Source organism: Sphaerimonospora sp. CA-214678, from assembly GCF_050942215.1.
Taxonomy (GTDB): domain Bacteria; phylum Actinomycetota; class Actinomycetes; order Streptosporangiales; family Streptosporangiaceae; genus Sphaerimonospora.
Genome location: NZ_CP192056.1, coordinates 2,726,663 through 2,742,447 on the forward strand (window position 1 = coordinate 2,726,663; position 15,785 = coordinate 2,742,447).

The 15,785-nt window shown below is 71.7% G+C and carries 14 protein-coding genes; 7 read left to right on the top strand and 7 right to left on the bottom strand.

Annotated elements, in window-relative coordinates; translation table 11 throughout:
• The first annotated feature begins 34 nt into the window (after window positions 1-34).
• On the top strand, window positions 35-1,957 hold the full coding sequence (locus ACQP1K_RS12230) for an ABC transporter ATP-binding protein (protein WP_433500991.1): 1,923 nt from the start codon (window positions 35-37) through the stop codon (window positions 1,955-1,957).
• Here ACQP1K_RS12230 and ACQP1K_RS12235 read toward each other — a convergent pair.
• Window positions 1,935-2,804: a sulfotransferase family protein gene (locus ACQP1K_RS12235; RefSeq protein WP_433500992.1), complete on the bottom strand. Its 870-nt coding sequence runs from the start codon at window positions 2,802-2,804 to the stop codon at window positions 1,935-1,937. The two genes, ACQP1K_RS12230 and ACQP1K_RS12235, sit on opposite strands and share 23 nt — an antisense overlap.
• A 30-nt stretch (window positions 2,805-2,834) precedes the next feature.
• Here ACQP1K_RS12235 and ACQP1K_RS12240 point away from each other — a divergent pair, with 30 nt between their 5' ends.
• Window positions 2,835-3,788, top strand: a complete 954-nt coding sequence (locus tag ACQP1K_RS12240; protein WP_433500993.1) for a S66 peptidase family protein — start codon at window positions 2,835-2,837, stop codon at window positions 3,786-3,788.
• 43 nt (window positions 3,789-3,831) lie between these two features.
• The gene (locus tag ACQP1K_RS12245; protein WP_433500994.1) at window positions 3,832-4,743 is read left to right on the top strand and encodes a hypothetical protein; all 912 of its coding nucleotides are present in this window, start codon (window positions 3,832-3,834) and stop codon (window positions 4,741-4,743) included.
• Window positions 4,744-4,778: 35 nt separating this feature from the next.
• On the opposite strand, the gene ACQP1K_RS12250 is transcribed toward ACQP1K_RS12245, so the two are convergent.
• The 4 genes from ACQP1K_RS12250 to ACQP1K_RS12265 are packed head-to-tail and all read right to left on the bottom strand — an operon-like array spanning window position 4,779 to window position 7,881.
• A complete protein-coding gene (locus ACQP1K_RS12250) occupies window positions 4,779-5,111 on the bottom strand; it encodes a YnfA family protein (protein WP_433500995.1) in 333 nt (110 codons plus the stop codon).
• Between the two features lie 35 nt (window positions 5,112-5,146).
• Window positions 5,147-5,476, bottom strand: a complete 330-nt coding sequence (locus ACQP1K_RS12255; protein ID WP_433500996.1) for a hypothetical protein — start codon at window positions 5,474-5,476, stop codon at window positions 5,147-5,149.
• Between the two features lie 32 nt (window positions 5,477-5,508).
• Window positions 5,509-7,263, bottom strand: coding sequence for a glycoside hydrolase family 15 protein (locus ACQP1K_RS12260; protein ID WP_433500997.1), 1,755 nt, complete (start codon window positions 7,261-7,263; stop codon window positions 5,509-5,511).
• Between the two features lie 12 nt (window positions 7,264-7,275).
• The gene (locus ACQP1K_RS12265) at window positions 7,276-7,881 is read right to left on the bottom strand and encodes a YczE/YyaS/YitT family protein (RefSeq protein WP_433500998.1); all 606 of its coding nucleotides are present in this window, start codon (window positions 7,879-7,881) and stop codon (window positions 7,276-7,278) included.
• 63 nt (window positions 7,882-7,944) lie between these two features.
• Between ACQP1K_RS12265 and ACQP1K_RS12270 the strand changes: the two genes are divergently transcribed.
• Window positions 7,945-9,372, top strand: a complete 1,428-nt coding sequence (locus ACQP1K_RS12270) for a PLP-dependent aminotransferase family protein (RefSeq protein ID WP_433500999.1) — start codon at window positions 7,945-7,947, stop codon at window positions 9,370-9,372.
• 61 nt (window positions 9,373-9,433) lie between these two features.
• Here the strand turns inward: ACQP1K_RS12270 and ACQP1K_RS12275 are convergent, their stop codons facing one another.
• A complete protein-coding gene (locus ACQP1K_RS12275; protein WP_433501000.1) occupies window positions 9,434-10,900 on the bottom strand; it encodes a peptide MFS transporter in 1,467 nt (488 codons plus the stop codon).
• Window positions 10,901-11,055: 155 nt separating this feature from the next.
• On the opposite strand from ACQP1K_RS12275, the gene ACQP1K_RS12280 reads away from it, so the two are divergent.
• The 3 genes from ACQP1K_RS12280 to ACQP1K_RS12290 all read left to right on the top strand — a co-directional run bounded on the left by ACQP1K_RS12280 (window position 11,056) and on the right by ACQP1K_RS12290 (window position 14,070).
• Complete coding sequence (locus ACQP1K_RS12280; RefSeq protein WP_433501001.1) at window positions 11,056-11,979, top strand: hypothetical protein; 924 nt, start codon at window positions 11,056-11,058, stop codon at window positions 11,977-11,979.
• Between the two features lie 262 nt (window positions 11,980-12,241).
• Window positions 12,242-13,204, top strand: coding sequence for a hypothetical protein (locus ACQP1K_RS12285; RefSeq protein ID WP_433501002.1), 963 nt, complete (start codon window positions 12,242-12,244; stop codon window positions 13,202-13,204).
• A 215-nt stretch (window positions 13,205-13,419) separates the two neighbouring features.
• Window positions 13,420-14,070, top strand: a complete 651-nt coding sequence (locus ACQP1K_RS12290) for a response regulator transcription factor (protein ID WP_433501003.1) — start codon at window positions 13,420-13,422, stop codon at window positions 14,068-14,070.
• Here ACQP1K_RS12290 and ACQP1K_RS12295 read toward each other — a convergent pair.
• Entirely contained in the window at window positions 13,978-15,783 is a 1,806-nt protein-coding gene (locus ACQP1K_RS12295; protein ID WP_433501004.1) for an ATP-binding cassette domain-containing protein, read from the bottom strand. The genes ACQP1K_RS12290 and ACQP1K_RS12295 overlap by 93 nt on opposite strands.
• Between the last annotated feature and the right edge of the window lie 2 nt (window positions 15,784-15,785).

A 15,785-nucleotide genomic window follows, 5' to 3' on the forward strand; every position in this document is an offset into this window, starting at 1 on the left:
CTCGATGCTGCATCTCCCGGGAGGATGGCGACATATGGCGATGATGGGCGGCGGTTACGGCTTCGAGGCGTTACGGTCCCTGCGGCGCGACAGTTCGGTGACCAGCCAGCGGCTGGCGCCGGGGACGGTGCGCCGCATAGCGGGATACGCCCGGCCGTTCAGATGGCAGATCACGGCGTTCCTGGTGCTGGTCGTGGTCGGATCGGTCATCGCGGTGGCCAATCCGCTGCTGATGAAGGCGATCATCGACGACGGCATCAGGCCGGGGCTGACCGACCTCGTGATCTGGCTCGCCGTGGCCATAGCCGCCCTGGCCGTCGTGGACGCGGGACTGACCCTCGTCCAGCGGTGGTACTCGGCGAGGATCGGCGAGGGCCTGATCTACAACCTGCGCACCGAGGTCTTCGACCACGTACAGCGCATGCCGGTGGCGTTCTTCATGCGGGCCCAGACCGGAGCGCTGGTCTCCCGGCTGAACAGCGACGTCATCGGGGCCCAGCGGGCCCTCACCAGCACGCTGTCGTCGGTGGTCTCCAACGTGGTCAGCCTGATCATGGTGCTCGGCGCGATGCTCGTGCTGTCGTGGCAGATCACGCTGGTCGCGCTCATCCTGCTGCCGATCTTCATCTTCCCGGCCAAATGGGTCGGCCGGCGCATGTCAGCGCTCACCCGCGAGCAGCTGGAGCTCGACGCGGAGATGAGCTCGGTGATGACAGAGCGGTTCAACGTGGCCGGGGCCACGGTCGCCAAGCTGTACGGCAGGCCGGCCGACGAGGCGGCCCACTTCGGGCACCGGGCCGGGCGGGTCCGCGACGTCGGGATCACGGTCGCGATGTACGGAACCGTGTTCCGGGTCGCGCTCGGCCTGGTCGCCGCGCTCGCGACCGCGCTCGTCTACGGCCTCGGCGGCGTCTTCGCCGTGTCGGGGACGCTCGAACTCGGCACGCTGGTCGCCCTGGCGTCCCTGCTCATGCGGCTGTACGGCCCGCTGACCAGCCTGTCGAACGTCCACGTCGACGTGATGACCGCGCTCGTGAGCTTCGACCGGGTCTTCGAGGTGCTCGACCTCAAGCCGATGGTCGCCGAGCGGCCGGACGCCCGGCCGATCCCCGAGGGGCCGGTGGAGATCGAGTTCGACGACGTCAGGTTCCGCTACCCGGCGGCCTCCGAGGTCTCGCTCGCCTCCCTCGAGTCGGTGGCGCGGCCGGACACCGGGCCGTCGCAGGAGGTCCTGAAGGGCGTGTCGTTCACGGCACGGCCGGGGGAACTGGTCGCGCTGGTCGGCCACTCCGGCGCCGGCAAGACGACGATCACCTCCCTGGTCTCCCGCCTGTACGACGTCGGCGAGGGCGCGGTCCGGATCAACGGCCTGGACGTACGGGACGCCACCCTCGACAGCGTCAGGGACACGGTCGGCGTGGTCATGCAGGACGCCCACCTGTTCCACGACACGATCGGCGCCAACCTGCGCTACGCCCGCCCGGGGGCCACCGACGAGGAGATCTGGGCCGCGCTGCGGGCCGCGCAGATCGCCGAGCTGGTCGAGGGCCTGCCCGAGGGGCTGGAGACGGTCGTGGGCGATCGGGGCTACCGCCTGTCGGGCGGGGAGAAGCAGCGCATCGCGCTGGCCCGCCTTCTGCTGAAGGCGCCGCGGGTCGTCGTGCTCGACGAGGCGACCGCCCATCTGGACTCCGAGTCCGAGGCCGCGGTGCAGAAGGCGCTGAAGACCGCGCTGCGCGGCCGGACCTCACTGGTGATCGCCCACCGCCTGTCCACCATCCGCGAGGCCGACACGATCCTGGTGATCGAGGACGGGCGGGTGGCCGAGCGCGGCGGCCACGAGGAACTGCTCCGGCGGGACGGCGCCTACGCCGAGCTCTACCGCACCCAGTTCTCCGGTGACTTCTCCGGCGATGGAGCCAGGGGCGAGGCGGTCACCGGTAGCCGAGGCGTCTGAGTTCCTCGCGGGCCACCTTCTCCACCAGTTCGGTGTCGGCGGCCGACAGCCGCTTACGCCAGCCGCCCGTCTTCGCCGAGTACAGGGCGATGGCGGAGATCTCCGCGCCGAGGAAGTCCGACACCGCCCGGATCGCCCGGCCGGGGGAGGCCACCATGTCCTCGTACCGCAGGGTCAGCAGCTGCTCGGCGGGCAGCTCGCGGCGGAGCGTCGCGCTGAGCCGTACGGCGCTGCGCCACCGCAGCGCGCACTTGCCCGCCGCCGGCATGGCGTTCCACCGGTCCCGGTGCTCGGCCGAGCGCACGCCGAGGAACGGGCTGGGGAACTCGGCGTCATGCCCCAGCATGTGCGGCTTGAACCAGGCGAGGCAGGCCGGGTCGGCCAGCATGTCGGCGACCACGTCGCGGCCGTCGCGGATGATCTGGATGAGGCGTGCGTCCGGGAAGGCCTGCAGCAGCACCGGGGTGCTGTAGAGGAGATCGGGCCCGGCGTCGCCGAACCTGGTGAGCGAGCGTGCCGTCACGCAGGGCCCGGCACCGACGATGCCGCCCGCCTCCTTGCAGGCCGCGCCGCATTCCGCGCACGCGCCGGGGACGACCTGCCAGGCCTCGGCCAGCACGTCGCGCAGCACGCGGTGCGCGCCCCGGCTGCGGGCGATCGACGGCCGCCGGGCGAACGCGTACACGACCCGGGCCACCGGGGCGCGGCCCATGGTGACGTGGAAGCCGGGAGATCGTTTCAGGGCACGGCCGAGAAGGTCCGCGCCGGAGTGCGGAGCGGAGATCACGAACACCGGCTGCCGGACCTTGACGCCGTTGACCACGAGTATGTGCGTCGGAGGTCGCATAGATACGCTCAAGTCTGACACCCTTTGGGAGTGGAAGAGCGCATCACACGCGGGGTGACGTCGTTCCCGCGGCGGCTGCGGCCGGGGGACAGGGTGGCGCTGGTGGCGCCCGCCGGTCCCGTCGACCCGGAGCGGCTCGCGCGCGGCCGCGACCTGCTCGCCGGACTCGGCCTCGAGGTGGTGATCGGCGACCACGTCCTGGAGCGCGAGTGGTTTCTCGCCGGATCGGACGCCGGTCGCGCCGCCGACCTCCAGGAGGCCTGGTGCGACCCGGGGGTCGCCGCGGTGATCTGCGCACGCGGCGGCTACGGCACCACGCGGCTGCTGGACCTGCTCGACTGGGACGCGATGGCGGCGGCCGGCCCCAAGATCCTGCTGGGCTCCAGCGACATCACCGCGCTGCACCGGGCGTTCGCCCATCGGCTGGGTGTCGTGACGCTGTTCGGCCCGATGCCGGCGACCGCCCTGCTGGGCGGCCCGGAGGGGCCGGACCAGGTCACGTTCGCGCACCTGAAGGAGGTCCTGTTCGAGGGCGGACGGCCCGGTCCGATCGTCGGCGACCGCCTGCTCGTGCCCGGCCGCGCCGGCGGCGGGGTGATCCGCGGTCCCGTCGTCGGGGGCAACCTGGCTCTGCTGGCCGCGCTGTGCGGGACGCCGTACGAGCTGCGCGCCGAGGGGTGCGTCGTGCTGCTCGAGGACGTGACCGAGGAGCCGTACCGGATCGACCGCATGCTGACCCAGCTCCGCCAGGCCGGGTGCCTCGACGGGGCGTTGGGCTTCGCGCTCGGGTCATGGGTCGAGTGCGGCGACCCGCTGCCGGTGCTCGCGGAACGGCTCGCCCCGCTGGGGGCGCCGGTGATCGCGGGGCTCCCGGTGGGGCATGGTGCACCACAGCTGTGCGTGTGGATGGGGGCGGATGGGACTATTGTGACTGAATCGTATTCTTTGACCAGCATGTTCCGCGATCCGAGGGCGGCACCCTGAAACCCGGCCCGGAAGGTCCGGGCAGTGGCGAAGGGATGGTGCGTTGGGACTCTTGCGGCGACTGCTCGGCCGGCCCCGGGCCGATTCCCCCGCTCCGAGGCCCGTCGAGGACGTGGACCTCGACTCCCTGCTCGCCCTGGTCGCCGAGACCATGGGATTCACCTGCTCGTTCGCCCCTGACGGCGGGTCCCTGACGCTGCGCTCGGCGGATCCGATCGTGGCCCGGGTGGTGAACCTCGTCGGCCTGCGCCGCGAGGCGGCCCGGCGCTCGCGCGAGGACTGGCCGATGCTGGTCTCCGAACATCTGGCCCACTCGGTGTCCGGCGAGCCGTTCGACGCCTGCAATCTCGCGCCGATAAAGCCGCTGCTGCGCGCCCGGGTGCACGCCGCCGACGACCCGGCGATCCCCGACCCCTCCCGCATCATCGGCCGCCACCTCAGCGCCGACCTGATCGAGGTGCTCACCATCGGCACCCGCCCGGTCCGGCCGGAGGAGGCGTTCTGCTGGCCGATCCCGCCCGGTGAGGCGCTGGACGTCGCGGTCGGCAACGCGCTGGCCGACGACCGGCCCGCGGTGTCCCGGCTCGATCTCGGCGGGACCGGGGTGTCCCTGCTGTCCGCGCCGAGCGTCACCGCTCATCTGCGCCGCCTCGCCGAGCACGTGCTGGTGCCGAAGGACGGCGTGCTGGTCGCGATGCCGCACCGGGGGATCATGGCCGTCCATCCGGTGGCGGGCATCGAGGTGGTGCGCGCCATCGAGCGGCTGCGCGTGTTCGCCCAGCGGGAGTACGCCACCAGGGACGACGGCCTCACCCCGCACATCTACTGGTGGCACCGCGACCGGCTCACCCGCATCCAGGCCGACCTGGTCGCCCGTGACGGCCAGACCCGCCTCGTCGTCACGCCCCCGCCGGCCTTCGCCCGCCTCCTCGCCCGCATCACCCGCCGGCCCTGACCGTCACAGCACCGGGCGGGCTCGCGCCGGGGTCGTCAGGCGCGTGGCGCGTACATGATGACGGCGACTCCGGCCAGGCAGATCAGCGCGCCGAGGACGTCCCAGCGGTCGGGCCGGAACCCGTCCACGACCATGCCCCAGGCGAGCGATCCGGCGACGAACACGCCGCCGTAGGCCGCGAGGATCCGGCCGAAATGCGCGTCGGGCTGCAGTGTGGCGGCGAACCCGTAGACGCCGAGGGCCAGCACGCCGCCGCCGATCCAGAGCCGGCCGCGATGCTCGCGCACCCCCTGCCAGACCAGCCAGGCACCGCCGATCTCCAGGAGGGCGGCGAGCACGAACAAGACGACGGACCGGGCTACGGACACGGCGGGCGGGCTTTCTGTCGGGGAACGGGCGAATATCAGGCCGGGGAGAACAGGCCGGTCAGCAGCGCCGCACCGGACGCGGGCGCGCGAACCTCCATTTTCACCACCGAACCGTTCAGGTGCAGACGGAAGTCGAAGAACGGGCAGCACCGCTGCTCGTCGACGGCGAGTGCGGTCGACGCGGCGGCGCGGTCGGCCGGCAGCGTCAGCCGCATCCCGTCGGTGATCTCCTCTCGTTCGGCCCTGCCGAGGAGCCGTCGCCACTGGCCCGCACGCTCCGCCGGGCCGTCGCCGGTGAGCGAGCGGGCCACCGGCATCCCGCGCCACCGCCCGCCGTCGTCATCCGGCCGCGGGTCCGGCTCCACCCGCGCCACGGTGATCGGCTGAGGACCCGTGGTCAGCTGAGGGCCAGGGCGGTGCGGACGAGGTGGATGTGGCTGAATGCCTGGGGGAAGTTGCCGAGCTGGCGTCCGGTGCCGGGGTCGTACTCCTCGGCGAGCAGGCCGACGTCGTTGCGCAGGGCGAGAAGGCGTTCGAACAGTTCGACGGCCTCGTCCTTGCGGCCGATCATCGCTTTGGCCTCGGCCAGCCAGAAGCTGCAGGCGAGGAAGGCGCCTTCGCTGCCGGGCAGGCCGTCCACCGCGTTGTCCTCCGCGACCGGATAGCGCAGGACGAATCCGTCGACCAGTAGTTCTCGTTCGATGGCCTCGATGGTGCCTGTCACGCGGGGGTCGTCCGGGGGGAGGAACCCGAGGATCGGGATCAGCAGCAGTGCCGCGTCCAGTTCCTGCGAGCCGTAGGACTGGGTGAAGGTGTTGCGCGCCGGGTCGTAGCCCTTGTCGCAGATCTCGGCGTGGACGTGGTCGCGCAGGGCGCGCCAGCGTTCCACCGGGCCTTCGCGGCCGAGTTCCTCCACGGCTCGCACCACGCGGTCGAAGGCCACCCAGACCAGGACCTTGGAGTGGACGAAGTGCCGCCGCGGCCCACGGACCTCCCACAGGCCCTCGTCGGGCTGGTCCCAGTTGTGCTCGAGGTAGCGCATCAGCTTGCCGACCAGGTCCCAGGTGTTGTCGTCGGCGGCCAGCCCGCCCTTGCGCGCCTCGTACAGCGCGTTGATCACCTCGCCGTAGATGTCGAGCTGGAGCTGACCGACCGCGCCGTTGCCGATGCGGACCGGCAGGGAACCCTCATAGCCCGGCAGCCAGTCGAGCGTCAGCTCGGGGAGCCGCCGTTCACCGGCCACGCCGTACAGGACCTGGACGTCCTCGGGGCGGCCGGCGATGGCACGCAGCAGCCAGGCGCGCCAGGCGTCGGCCTCCTCCAGATAGCCCGAACCGGTGAGCGCGTCGAGCGTCATCGCGGCGTCGCGCAGCCAGCAGTAGCGGTAGTCCCAGTTACGGACGCCGCCGAGGTGCTCGGGCAGCGAGGTCGTCGGCGCTGCCACGATCCCGCCGGTCGGGCTGTAGGTGAGGGCCTTGAGTGTGATCAGCGAGCGGACCACGGCCTCCCGCCAGCGGCCCCGGTGCCCGCACCGGGTGACCCACTCCTCCCACAGCAGCCGGGTCTCGGTGAGCTGCTCGATCGGGTCGATCATCTCGGGCTGGGGCTGATGCGAGGGATGCCAGGTGAAGACGAACGGCAGCCGTTCCCCGGCCGACACGGTGAACTCGCCGGTGTGCCGGAATCCGCTGCCCTTCAGCGGCACGGGGGAGTGGATCCACACCGAGTCGGGGCCGCCGATCGCGTGCAGGTGGCCGTCGATGCGGCGGACCCACGGCACGATGCGGCCGTAGTCGAACCGGATGCGGATCTCCGTGGTCATGTCGACGGTCCCGGACAGGCCCTCGACGATGCGCACCATGTCCGGGTTGGCGTGCCGGGGCGGCATGAAGTCGATCACTCTGGCGGCCCCGGTCTCGGTCTCCCACACCGTCTCCAGGATCAGCGTGTCCTCCAGGTAGGCACGCCGTACGGCACGCTCCTGGCCGGCGGCGGCGAGCCGCCAGAAGCCGTTGGTGTCATCGCCCAGAAGGCGGGTGAAGCAGGACGGGGAGTCGAACCTGGGCAGGCACAGCCAGTCGACGGAGCCGTCGATGCCCACGAGCGCCGCCGACTGCATGTCACCGATCAGGGCATAGTCCTCGATCCACATGCCGCCACGCTACTACCGACGCGGAGACCACAGCTTCATGAAGACCTGCGTGAGCGGGCCGATGGCCGCGGCGAACAGGATCGTGCCCACGCCCACGGTGCCGCCGAGCAGCCATCCGGCGGCGAGCACCGTGATCTCCACGATCGTCCGGCCGAGCCGGATCGACAGACCGAGCCGGTGGAGGCCGGTCATCAGGCCGTCACGCGGTCCCGGTCCGAAACCGGCGTTGATGTAGAGGCCGGTCGCGGCGGCGATGACCACGACGCCGGCGAGCAGGAAGGCCCCTCTGAGCAGCCAGGCGGACGGCGCCGGCACCAGCCACAGGAACAGGTCGGCGCAGGGGCCGATCAGCAGCACGTTGCTGATCGTGCCGAAACCGGGCCGCTCCCGCAGCGGGATCCACAGCAGCAGCAGGAGCACGCCGACGATGTTGATGCACAGTCCTATCGACCAGCCCGTGTGGATGGACAGGCCCTGGTGGAAGACGTCCCATGGGGCGAGGCCGAGCTCGGCCCGGACCAGCAGCCCGATGCCGATGCCGTAGGCGGCGAGCCCGGCGTAGAGACGGATGAGCCTGGACGCGAGGGAGTGGAGACGGGGAACGGAGAGTTCAGTCATAGCGGTCCCAATCTTCCAGTCCAGTCGCTTGAGATTAAAGAGCCAATTCGACAAAATGGCCTGATGGCGGAGCGGTATGTGAGTGAGACACAGCTCGCACGGCTGATCCGGGTGCCGCCGGACGCCCGGCCGTACTACCGGGCCCTGGCGGAGGCCGTACGGACCCTGATCCTGGACGGGCGGCTGCCGGTGCGCGTGCGGATCCCGCCGGAGCGGCGGCTCGCCGACGCGCTGGGGGTCAGCCGCACCACGGTCACCACGGCCTACGACCGGCTGCGCGAGCAGGGTTATCTGCGGAGCCGCCAGGGCGCGGGGAGCTGGACGGCCCTGCCCGACGCCGGCGCGCTCGGCACGGACAGCCTGTGGATCGCCCCCGACGACGACGGCCTGCTGCCGCTGCACGTCGCCGCGCCGCCGGCGACGGCCCTGCTCGGCGAGGCGGTCGAGGAGGCCGGCCGGACCTACCATCGGTACGCGCTGGGAATGGGCTACGAGCCGCTCGGCGTGGCCGTGCTGCGCGAGGCGATCGCGCGGCGCTACCGGGAGCGCGGGCTGCCCACCAGGTCCGAGCAGATCATGGTCACCGCCGGCGCCCAGCACGCGATGCACCTGCTGCTGACGATGCTGGCCGGTCCGGGCGATCCGGTGCTGCTGGAGTCGCCGACCTATCCGCACGCCATCGACGCCGTACGGCTGCGCGGGGCGCGCCTGGTGCCGGTGGGGATTCCGGAGGACGGCCGGCACGTCGACCTGACGATCTCCGCGATGCGGCAGTCGGCAGCCCGGCTCGGCTACGTCATCCCGGACTTCCACAACCCGACCGGTCATCTGATGCCCGACGAGGACCGCGCCGCGCTGGTGGCGGCGGCGCGACGGCACGGCGCCACGCTGCTGGCCGACGAGAGCTGGGCCGAGCTGGCCATCGACTCGGGGGCGGCGGCGGCGCCCCTGGCGGCGTTCGACACCGACGACCGGGTCGTCTGCATCGGATCGGCGGCCAAACTCTGGTGGGGCGGCCTGCGCGTGGGCTGGATCCGCGCCGCCCCGGGGGTGCTGCGCCGTCTGGCCGTGCTGCGCGGGACGGTCGACATCGCGGGCCCGGTGTTCGAGCAGCTCGTGGTCGCGCACCTGTTCGACCGGATCGAGGAGGCACGTGCCGAGCGCCGCCGCGTCTTCGGCGCGTCCCGCTCTGCCCTGGCCGAGGCCCTGCGGGAGGATCTGCCCGCCTGGAGGTTCACCGTCCCGCGCGGCGGCGGCTCGCTGTGGGTCAGGCTCGACTCGCCGACGGCCGGCGCGGTGGCCGAGGCCGCGGCCTCCCGCGGCGTACGGCTCGCGCCCGGACCGTGGTTCGGCGTGGACGGGACGCTCGAGCGCTACCTGCGCCTGCCGTTCACCCAGCCGCCCGACGTCGTACGTGAGGCGGTGCGGCGCATCGCCACCGGCCCCTCCGGGACCTATCGCCCCCGTGAGCCGCTCATCCACGCGCTCTGACCACGTGCTCTGACCTCGAGCCGTGATCGCCGGTTCTGAACCGGGTGCGCCCGGTGGGCGCTCAGCCCATGAGCGCGCGGAGCCGCCTGGAGCACGCGCCGAGAACCAGTCCGGCGACGATGGCGACGAGGGCGAGGCCGAGGTAGTACGCCGGCATCGGCACGACGGTGGTCAGCCGGTAGACCTGCCCGAGGGCCGCGTCGCCGAGCGCGATGGACAGGAACCAGACCCCCATCATCTGATTCTCGAAGGCCCGGGGGGCGAGCTTCTGGGTGATGGAGAGCCCGACCGGGCTGAGGAACAGCTCGCCGATGGTCTGGATGACGTACACCGACAGCAGCCACATGACCGACACCCGGACGCCGTCCGACGCCAGGCTCGAAGCGACCGACATCACGACGAAGCTCAGCCCGACCATGACCAGCGCGACGGCGAACTTGAACGGCTCGCTGATCCGGTCGCCCGCCTTCAGGAAGAAGTCGGCGAACATCGGGGCGAACAGCACGATCACGATCGAGTTGACGTTCGACACCCAGCCCGGCGGGATCTCGACCCCGAAGACGTGCAGGTCGGTCTGGTTCTTGGCGAACAGCAGCAGCGCGCTACCCGAGTGATCGTAGATCAGCCAGAAGATCGAGGCGGCGAGGAAGAGCCAGACGTACGCGCGCAGCCGGGTCCGCTCGGCGGGCGTGACCTCGCGGCAGCCGGCGAACAGGAACGTGAAGTACGCCACCGGGACGGCCGCCGTCACGACCGCCAGCACGAGCGCGAACCGCTCGACCGTGAGGCCGCCGATCCAGGACCACAGCGCGAAGACCATGGTCACGGTGGCCAGCCCGAGGCCGAACACCCTGGTGAAGCGGCGCCGCTCCCGCGGCGTGAGCCGGTGGTCGGGCTCCTCGCCCACCCCCCTGAGATGACGGCGGCCCAGCACGTACTGTGTCAGGCCGATGGCCATGCCCACGGCCGCGGCCCCGAAGGCCAGATGCCAGCGGTCGCCCCGCTGCAACCAGGGCACGGCCAGGATGCCGACGAAGGCCCCGAGGTTGATGCCCATGTAGAACAGCGTGTAGCCCGAATCGCGCCGGGCGTCGTCCCCGTCCGGGTAGAGCTCGCCGACCAGGGTCGCGATGTTCGGTTTCAGCAGGCCGCTGCCGAGCGCGATGAGCAGAAGGCCGAGCCAGATGAACGCGCCCCCGAAGGGGACGGCAAGGCTGAGGTGCCCGCACATGATGGTGACGGCCGCGGCCAGGACGGTCCTGCGCGGGCCGAGGAGCCGGTCGGCGACCCACCCGCCGGCCAGCGCGAGGAGATAGACCGAGGCGATGTAGATGCTGTAGATGCTGACCGCCGTCGTCTCCGAGAGCCCCATGCCGCCGCGCACCTCGGGCGCGGAGAGGAAGAGCACCAGGATCGCCCGCATGCCGTAGTAGCTGAAGCGCTCCCACATCTCGGTGCCGAACAGCGTCGCCAGGCCTCGTGGATGGCCGAAGAACGTCCTCTCCCGAACGCGCTGCTGGGTCGTCATGCGCTCTCCCCCCGAATGCGCGGTGCCCCTGTTCCTACCCGCTCGGTCGGGGGCAGGTCCTCGCCCAGAGTACGGCCGGACAGAAGGAGGTTTTGCCTGGTGAGGGGTGTGTTGGGACCGATGTGGTGACAGTGGAGTGCGTACCGTGATCGGACATGATGAGACGTTCGCTGGTGACGTTGGCCCTTGCCGCGACGACCGTGCCGGGATCCGCCGGAGGACTGGTCTCCGCCGACGGGGATCTGGCCATCCGGTCCATCACGGTGCGGCCGGATGATCCGGTCGTCGGGCCGAGCGACAGCGTCAAGCTCGTGATCGACGTGGTGGCGCGCGGCGCCGAAGACGTCACTGTCGTGATCAATCCCGGTCGTGGGAAACCGGACCGGCCGGCGGATCCGGACTCGCCGGACACGGCCGGAGGCGCGGGCGACCCGACGCCGTCACCGACTCCTACCCCGGCCCCCGCGCCGAGCCCGTCGCCGGCTCGGGCCCCCGCCGGGACTGCGGCGAAGACTCCGGATCCGGTCGCGTCACGGCTCACCGATGCGCTGGTCTCCGCCCTTCCGGCGGACGGACGGGTGCTGCCGGGCGACCGGACTTCCTCACCGGCGTCCGGAGCGGACGGCGCCGCGCCCGGAGACGGCTGGGAGGTCTGGCGCTTCCTGCCGCAGAAGCCGCTGTCGCGGTGGTATCCGAGCGGCCCGTGGACGATCACCGCCACCGCCACCGGCGCGGACGGCGGCTCGGTCACCGCCCATACCACCTTCTCCCTCAGGCGCGCCACCCAGCTGGAAGGGGTGAAGGTGGCCCGCGACGGAGACGACGTACGGATCACCGGCACGCTGCTGCGGGTCGATCCGCAGGGCCGGGTCGACTACCGGCCGTTCGGGAAGCAGCGGGTCGTGTTCTGCTTCCGGCCGTCGGGTTCGGACGACTGGCAGGACGTGGGCAGCGCCGTGACCAGGAAGGACGGCTGGTTCAGCGGCCGGATGCACAACGCGGGCGACGGAGCCTGGCGGGCGGAATATGTCGGAAACAAGCATTACGCCAGAGAAGCCAGCGCCGGTAAGGGCGCGTGAGCCCAGGCCCGCCCGGTAAGGGCGTATGGGCCCGGCGCCGGTAAGAGCACGTGAGCCCGGCGCGGGTGAGACCCCATGAGCCCGGCGCAGATGAGACTCCATGGGTCAGAGCGCCGCAACGGTTGCCGCGGGACACTTAGTTGCGGATGCGTGACTTCTGTTGGGGTTTGACTGAGCAACTTTTCCTTTCCTTTGCGCGTCTATGACATAGGCGCGCCCCAATCCCGGGGTGTGTCCGCACAACGGGGAAGGAAGTACCGAAATGGCGAAGCGCGTGGCCACCGTACTGGTGGCGGCCGCCATGGGCGCCGCGACTCTCGCGACGACCCCCGCGTACGCGGACGACGGATCAAGCCGCCTGAGTCCCCCTGACAGGCCGACGGGTCAGTTCACTCAGCCGAGCCCGTCCGGGCAGTCGGCCAGGAAGGACTTCGGCAAGAAGCATTACGTGCCCGACCCGCGGATCCTGTCCGTCCACGTCAGTCCCGATCCGGTCGTCGTCAAGCGACGGGGTTCCGTCCAGGTGACCGCCACGGTCCGGACCAAGGACGTCCGGAGCGTCTCCATCGAGGTCTGGGAGCCCTCCGGGCGCAGGCATCACGAGCAGCACCGGTTCGGCAAGCAGAGCGGTGAGCACGACAGGCACGACGGCAAGGCACGCTACGGCACCGCGTCACGGTCCTGGACCTTCACCTCGGGGCACACGACCGGGCAGTGGAAGGTCCACGTCGAGGCCATCGGCTTGGACGGCAAGCGGCTGACCGCCGACCGCGGTTTCCAGGTGAAGCAGGACAGGTGGCGGCCGAAGCCGCCGAAGGGCCCGAAGGCGACCCGGATCGTCGGCTTCGACGCCACCCCCGAGCCGGTGCGCCGGGGCCACAAGCTCAAGCTCCGGGGCAAGCTCCAGGTCGCCAGGTGCTACGCCGACTGGTACTACCGCGACTGGAACAGCTACGTCAGCGTCCACCACGGCAGCGGCAGCTGCCATGACGGCCGCTCCTACTGGCACGACTGGAACCGGCTGAGCCACCAGGACATCGACGTCTACTTCCAGGCGAGCGGCTCACGCGTCTGGAAGCGCGTCGGCACCCTCAAGAGCAACAGCGACGGGGGCTTCTATGGCAAGGTGCGGGCCACCCGGTCCGGCACCTGGGCCGTGAAGTTCGACGGCGCCCGCGGCCTCAAGGGCTCCCAGGCGCAGGACTACGTCAAGGTCGTGCGCTGACAGCCGATACCCGGATCACTCAGGTGTCCATAGTGAACGCCCGGTTCCTCGTGGAACCGGGCGTTCGGTGTCTGATGCTTGAAACGTGATTAAAGCCGTGATCCTGGGTAGACGTGTCCCGGATCTTCCGCGAATGAGCGAAGCGGGCCACACGAGGACGGATTCCTCCCGGCGCTGCTCCACGACCGACAGTGAAAGAGCTTGGGGGAACAGAGTTGATCCGGTTGCTGCTCGCCGAGGACATGCACCTGATCCGCAAGGCCCTGATCGCCCTGCTCGACCGCGAGGACGACCTCGAGGTGGTGGCCGAGACGGGCACGGGCGAGGACATCGTACGGCTGGCCTGCCTGCGGCGGCCCGACGTCGCGATCCTCGACATCGGGATGCCCGGGACGGACGGGTTGACCGCGGCCGCCGAACTCGGCCGGCGTCTGCCGAGCTGCCGGACGGTCATACTGACCGGCCTCGGCACGCCGGTCGCCCTGCGTAAGGCGCTGGAGGCGGGGGCGCGCGGCTTCGTGGTGAAGGACGCCCAGCCCGGCCACCTGGTCGACTGCATCCGCCGGGTGGCCGCGGGGGAGCGGGTCGTCGACCCCGAGCTCGCCGTCGCCGCGCTCGACACCGCCGGAAACCCGCTCACCAGCCGGGAGCTGGCCGTCCTGGAGACCGCCGCCGTGGGCGCGACCGTCGACGAGATCGCCGAGCGGCTCTGCCTGTCCCGGGGGACCGTACGGAACTATCTGTCGAGAATCCTCGGCAAGGTCGGGGCCCGGTCACGCGTCGAGGCGATCCAGATCGCCTCGGAGTGCGGCTGGCTGTGGCCCTCGAGGGACATCGGCATCGTCCGATACCGCGCCCACCGCTGAATCCCGTCCCGGCGAGCGCGCCGGCGCCGAACTCCAGTGGCCGACCAGATCGGCGTAGAGCGGTGAGGCGGCCACCATCTCGTCGTGTGTGCCGGACATGACCCGGGCCCCGTCCATGACGAGCACCCGGCGGGCGCGCAGCGCCGAGGAGATCCGGTGCGCGATCACGATCAATGTGCCGCCGCGCGCCGCGAACGCCGCCTCCGCCCTCGCCTCGGCGGCCGGATCGAGGTGGCAGGTCGCCTCGTCCAAGACGATCAGGCGCGCCGGGGAGAGCCAGGTCCTGGCCAGCGCGATGAGCTGGCGCTCGCCCGCCGACAGCGCGGCCGGGTCGAGCTCGGCGTGCATCCCGCCGCACCGGCGGGCCAGATCCTCCAGCCCGAACAGCGCGACCGCCTCCGCCACCGCCGCGCTATCGGAGCCGGCGTCGAGGTCGAGATCGGGCGCGAGATAGGTCAGGTTCTCGGCGAGGCCGCCGTGGAAGACGTAGGCCTCCTGCGGGATCAGCACCCGCGCGGCGGGCGCGACATCGGCGGCCGGAACCCCGCCGATCACGACAGTGCCGTCCCCCGGCCGCAGCAGGCCGGCGATCAGCGCGGCCAGCGTCGACTTGCCGATGCCGCTCGGGCCGACCACGGCCAGGTGATCGCCCTCTGGCACCGTCAGGTCGAGCCCGGCGATGACGGGCTCGGCGGCCGGGCCGTACGCGAACGCGACGCCGCGCAGCTCGACGCGCACGCCGTCCGGCTCGCGCTCGCCCGGGGTGCGCGGCGTCCCGCCGCCGCCCAGGATCCGTTCCAGCGTCACGGCCAGCCGTACGCCGCTGACGCCGAGGCCCTGCACCAGGCCGGACAGCGCCGGCGTCAGCGACTGGGTCAGGTAGGTGACCGTGCCGAGGATGATCCCGCCGGTGATGCCGCGATGCAGCAGCCACGGGGCGCCCGCGAGCAGGAGGATGATCGGCAGCCAGCCGCCGACGGCGAGCGACAGCGTCCTGGCCGCGGTGACCCGCGCGAGGGCCTCAGCCGCCCGTGCCTGCCGGTCGGCCATCCCGCCGACGGCCTCGGCCAGCCGGGTCTCGCCGCCGCAGGCCGTGACGTCCCGCAGCCCGCCCGCCATCGCGGCGACCGCCGCCGTGGTCCGCTCGTCGGCCAGGAAGAACTCCCGCTGCCGCCGGGCCAGGGCGGGCAGCGAGGCCAGGAAGAGCCCCAGGCCGGCGAACACCGGGGGCAGTACGAGGGGAAGCACCTCCGGGGCGAGCGTGGCCATCCCCAGCGCCACGCTCACCAGCGTGAACGCGAACGACCTGATGACCGTGATGATCGCGCCGAAGGCGTCCCTGGCCAGCTCGACCTGGTGGTTCGTCCGGGCCACGGCCTCGACGCCGGAGCCGGCGGTCTCGGTGGTGAGGGCGGTGGTCACGACCCGGGTCAGCAGCTCGTCCCGGAACGGCTCGACGATGCCGGCGATCTCCAGCAGAATCCGCCGCGCCCCGACGGCCGCCACCACCCACGCGACGGCCAGCACCGCGAGCCAGGCGAGACCCGTTCCCGGGCGGCCGGCCGCGAAGCCGTCGTCGACCGCCCGCGCGACGGCCTGCCCGCCGAGGAACGAGGGCGCCGCCTCGGCCAGCGACCACCCCGCGAGACGGACGACGCGGTACGGCTCCCGCAGCAGAGCGCCGCGCAGCAGGTCCCGCACGGCGTCTCGCACCT

Coding starts and splice junctions, on each gene's coding strand:
- ACQP1K_RS12275 (WP_433501000.1), bottom strand. CDS start 10,900: ATGACGACCCAGCAGCGCGTTCGGGAGAGGACGTTCTTCGGCCATCCA.
- ACQP1K_RS12230 (WP_433500991.1), top strand. CDS start 35: ATGGCGATGATGGGCGGCGGTTACGGCTTCGAGGCGTTACGGTCCCTG.
- ACQP1K_RS12280 (WP_433501001.1), top strand. CDS start 11,056: ATGATGAGACGTTCGCTGGTGACGTTGGCCCTTGCCGCGACGACCGTG.
- ACQP1K_RS12235 (WP_433500992.1), bottom strand. CDS start 2,804: ATGCGACCTCCGACGCACATACTCGTGGTCAACGGCGTCAAGGTCCGG.
- ACQP1K_RS12265 (WP_433500998.1), bottom strand. CDS start 7,881: ATGACTGAACTCTCCGTTCCCCGTCTCCACTCCCTCGCGTCCAGGCTC.
- ACQP1K_RS12260 (WP_433500997.1), bottom strand. CDS start 7,263: ATGTGGATCGAGGACTATGCCCTGATCGGTGACATGCAGTCGGCGGCG.
- ACQP1K_RS12270 (WP_433500999.1), top strand. CDS start 7,945: ATGGCGGAGCGGTATGTGAGTGAGACACAGCTCGCACGGCTGATCCGG.
- ACQP1K_RS12285 (WP_433501002.1), top strand. CDS start 12,242: ATGGCGAAGCGCGTGGCCACCGTACTGGTGGCGGCCGCCATGGGCGCC.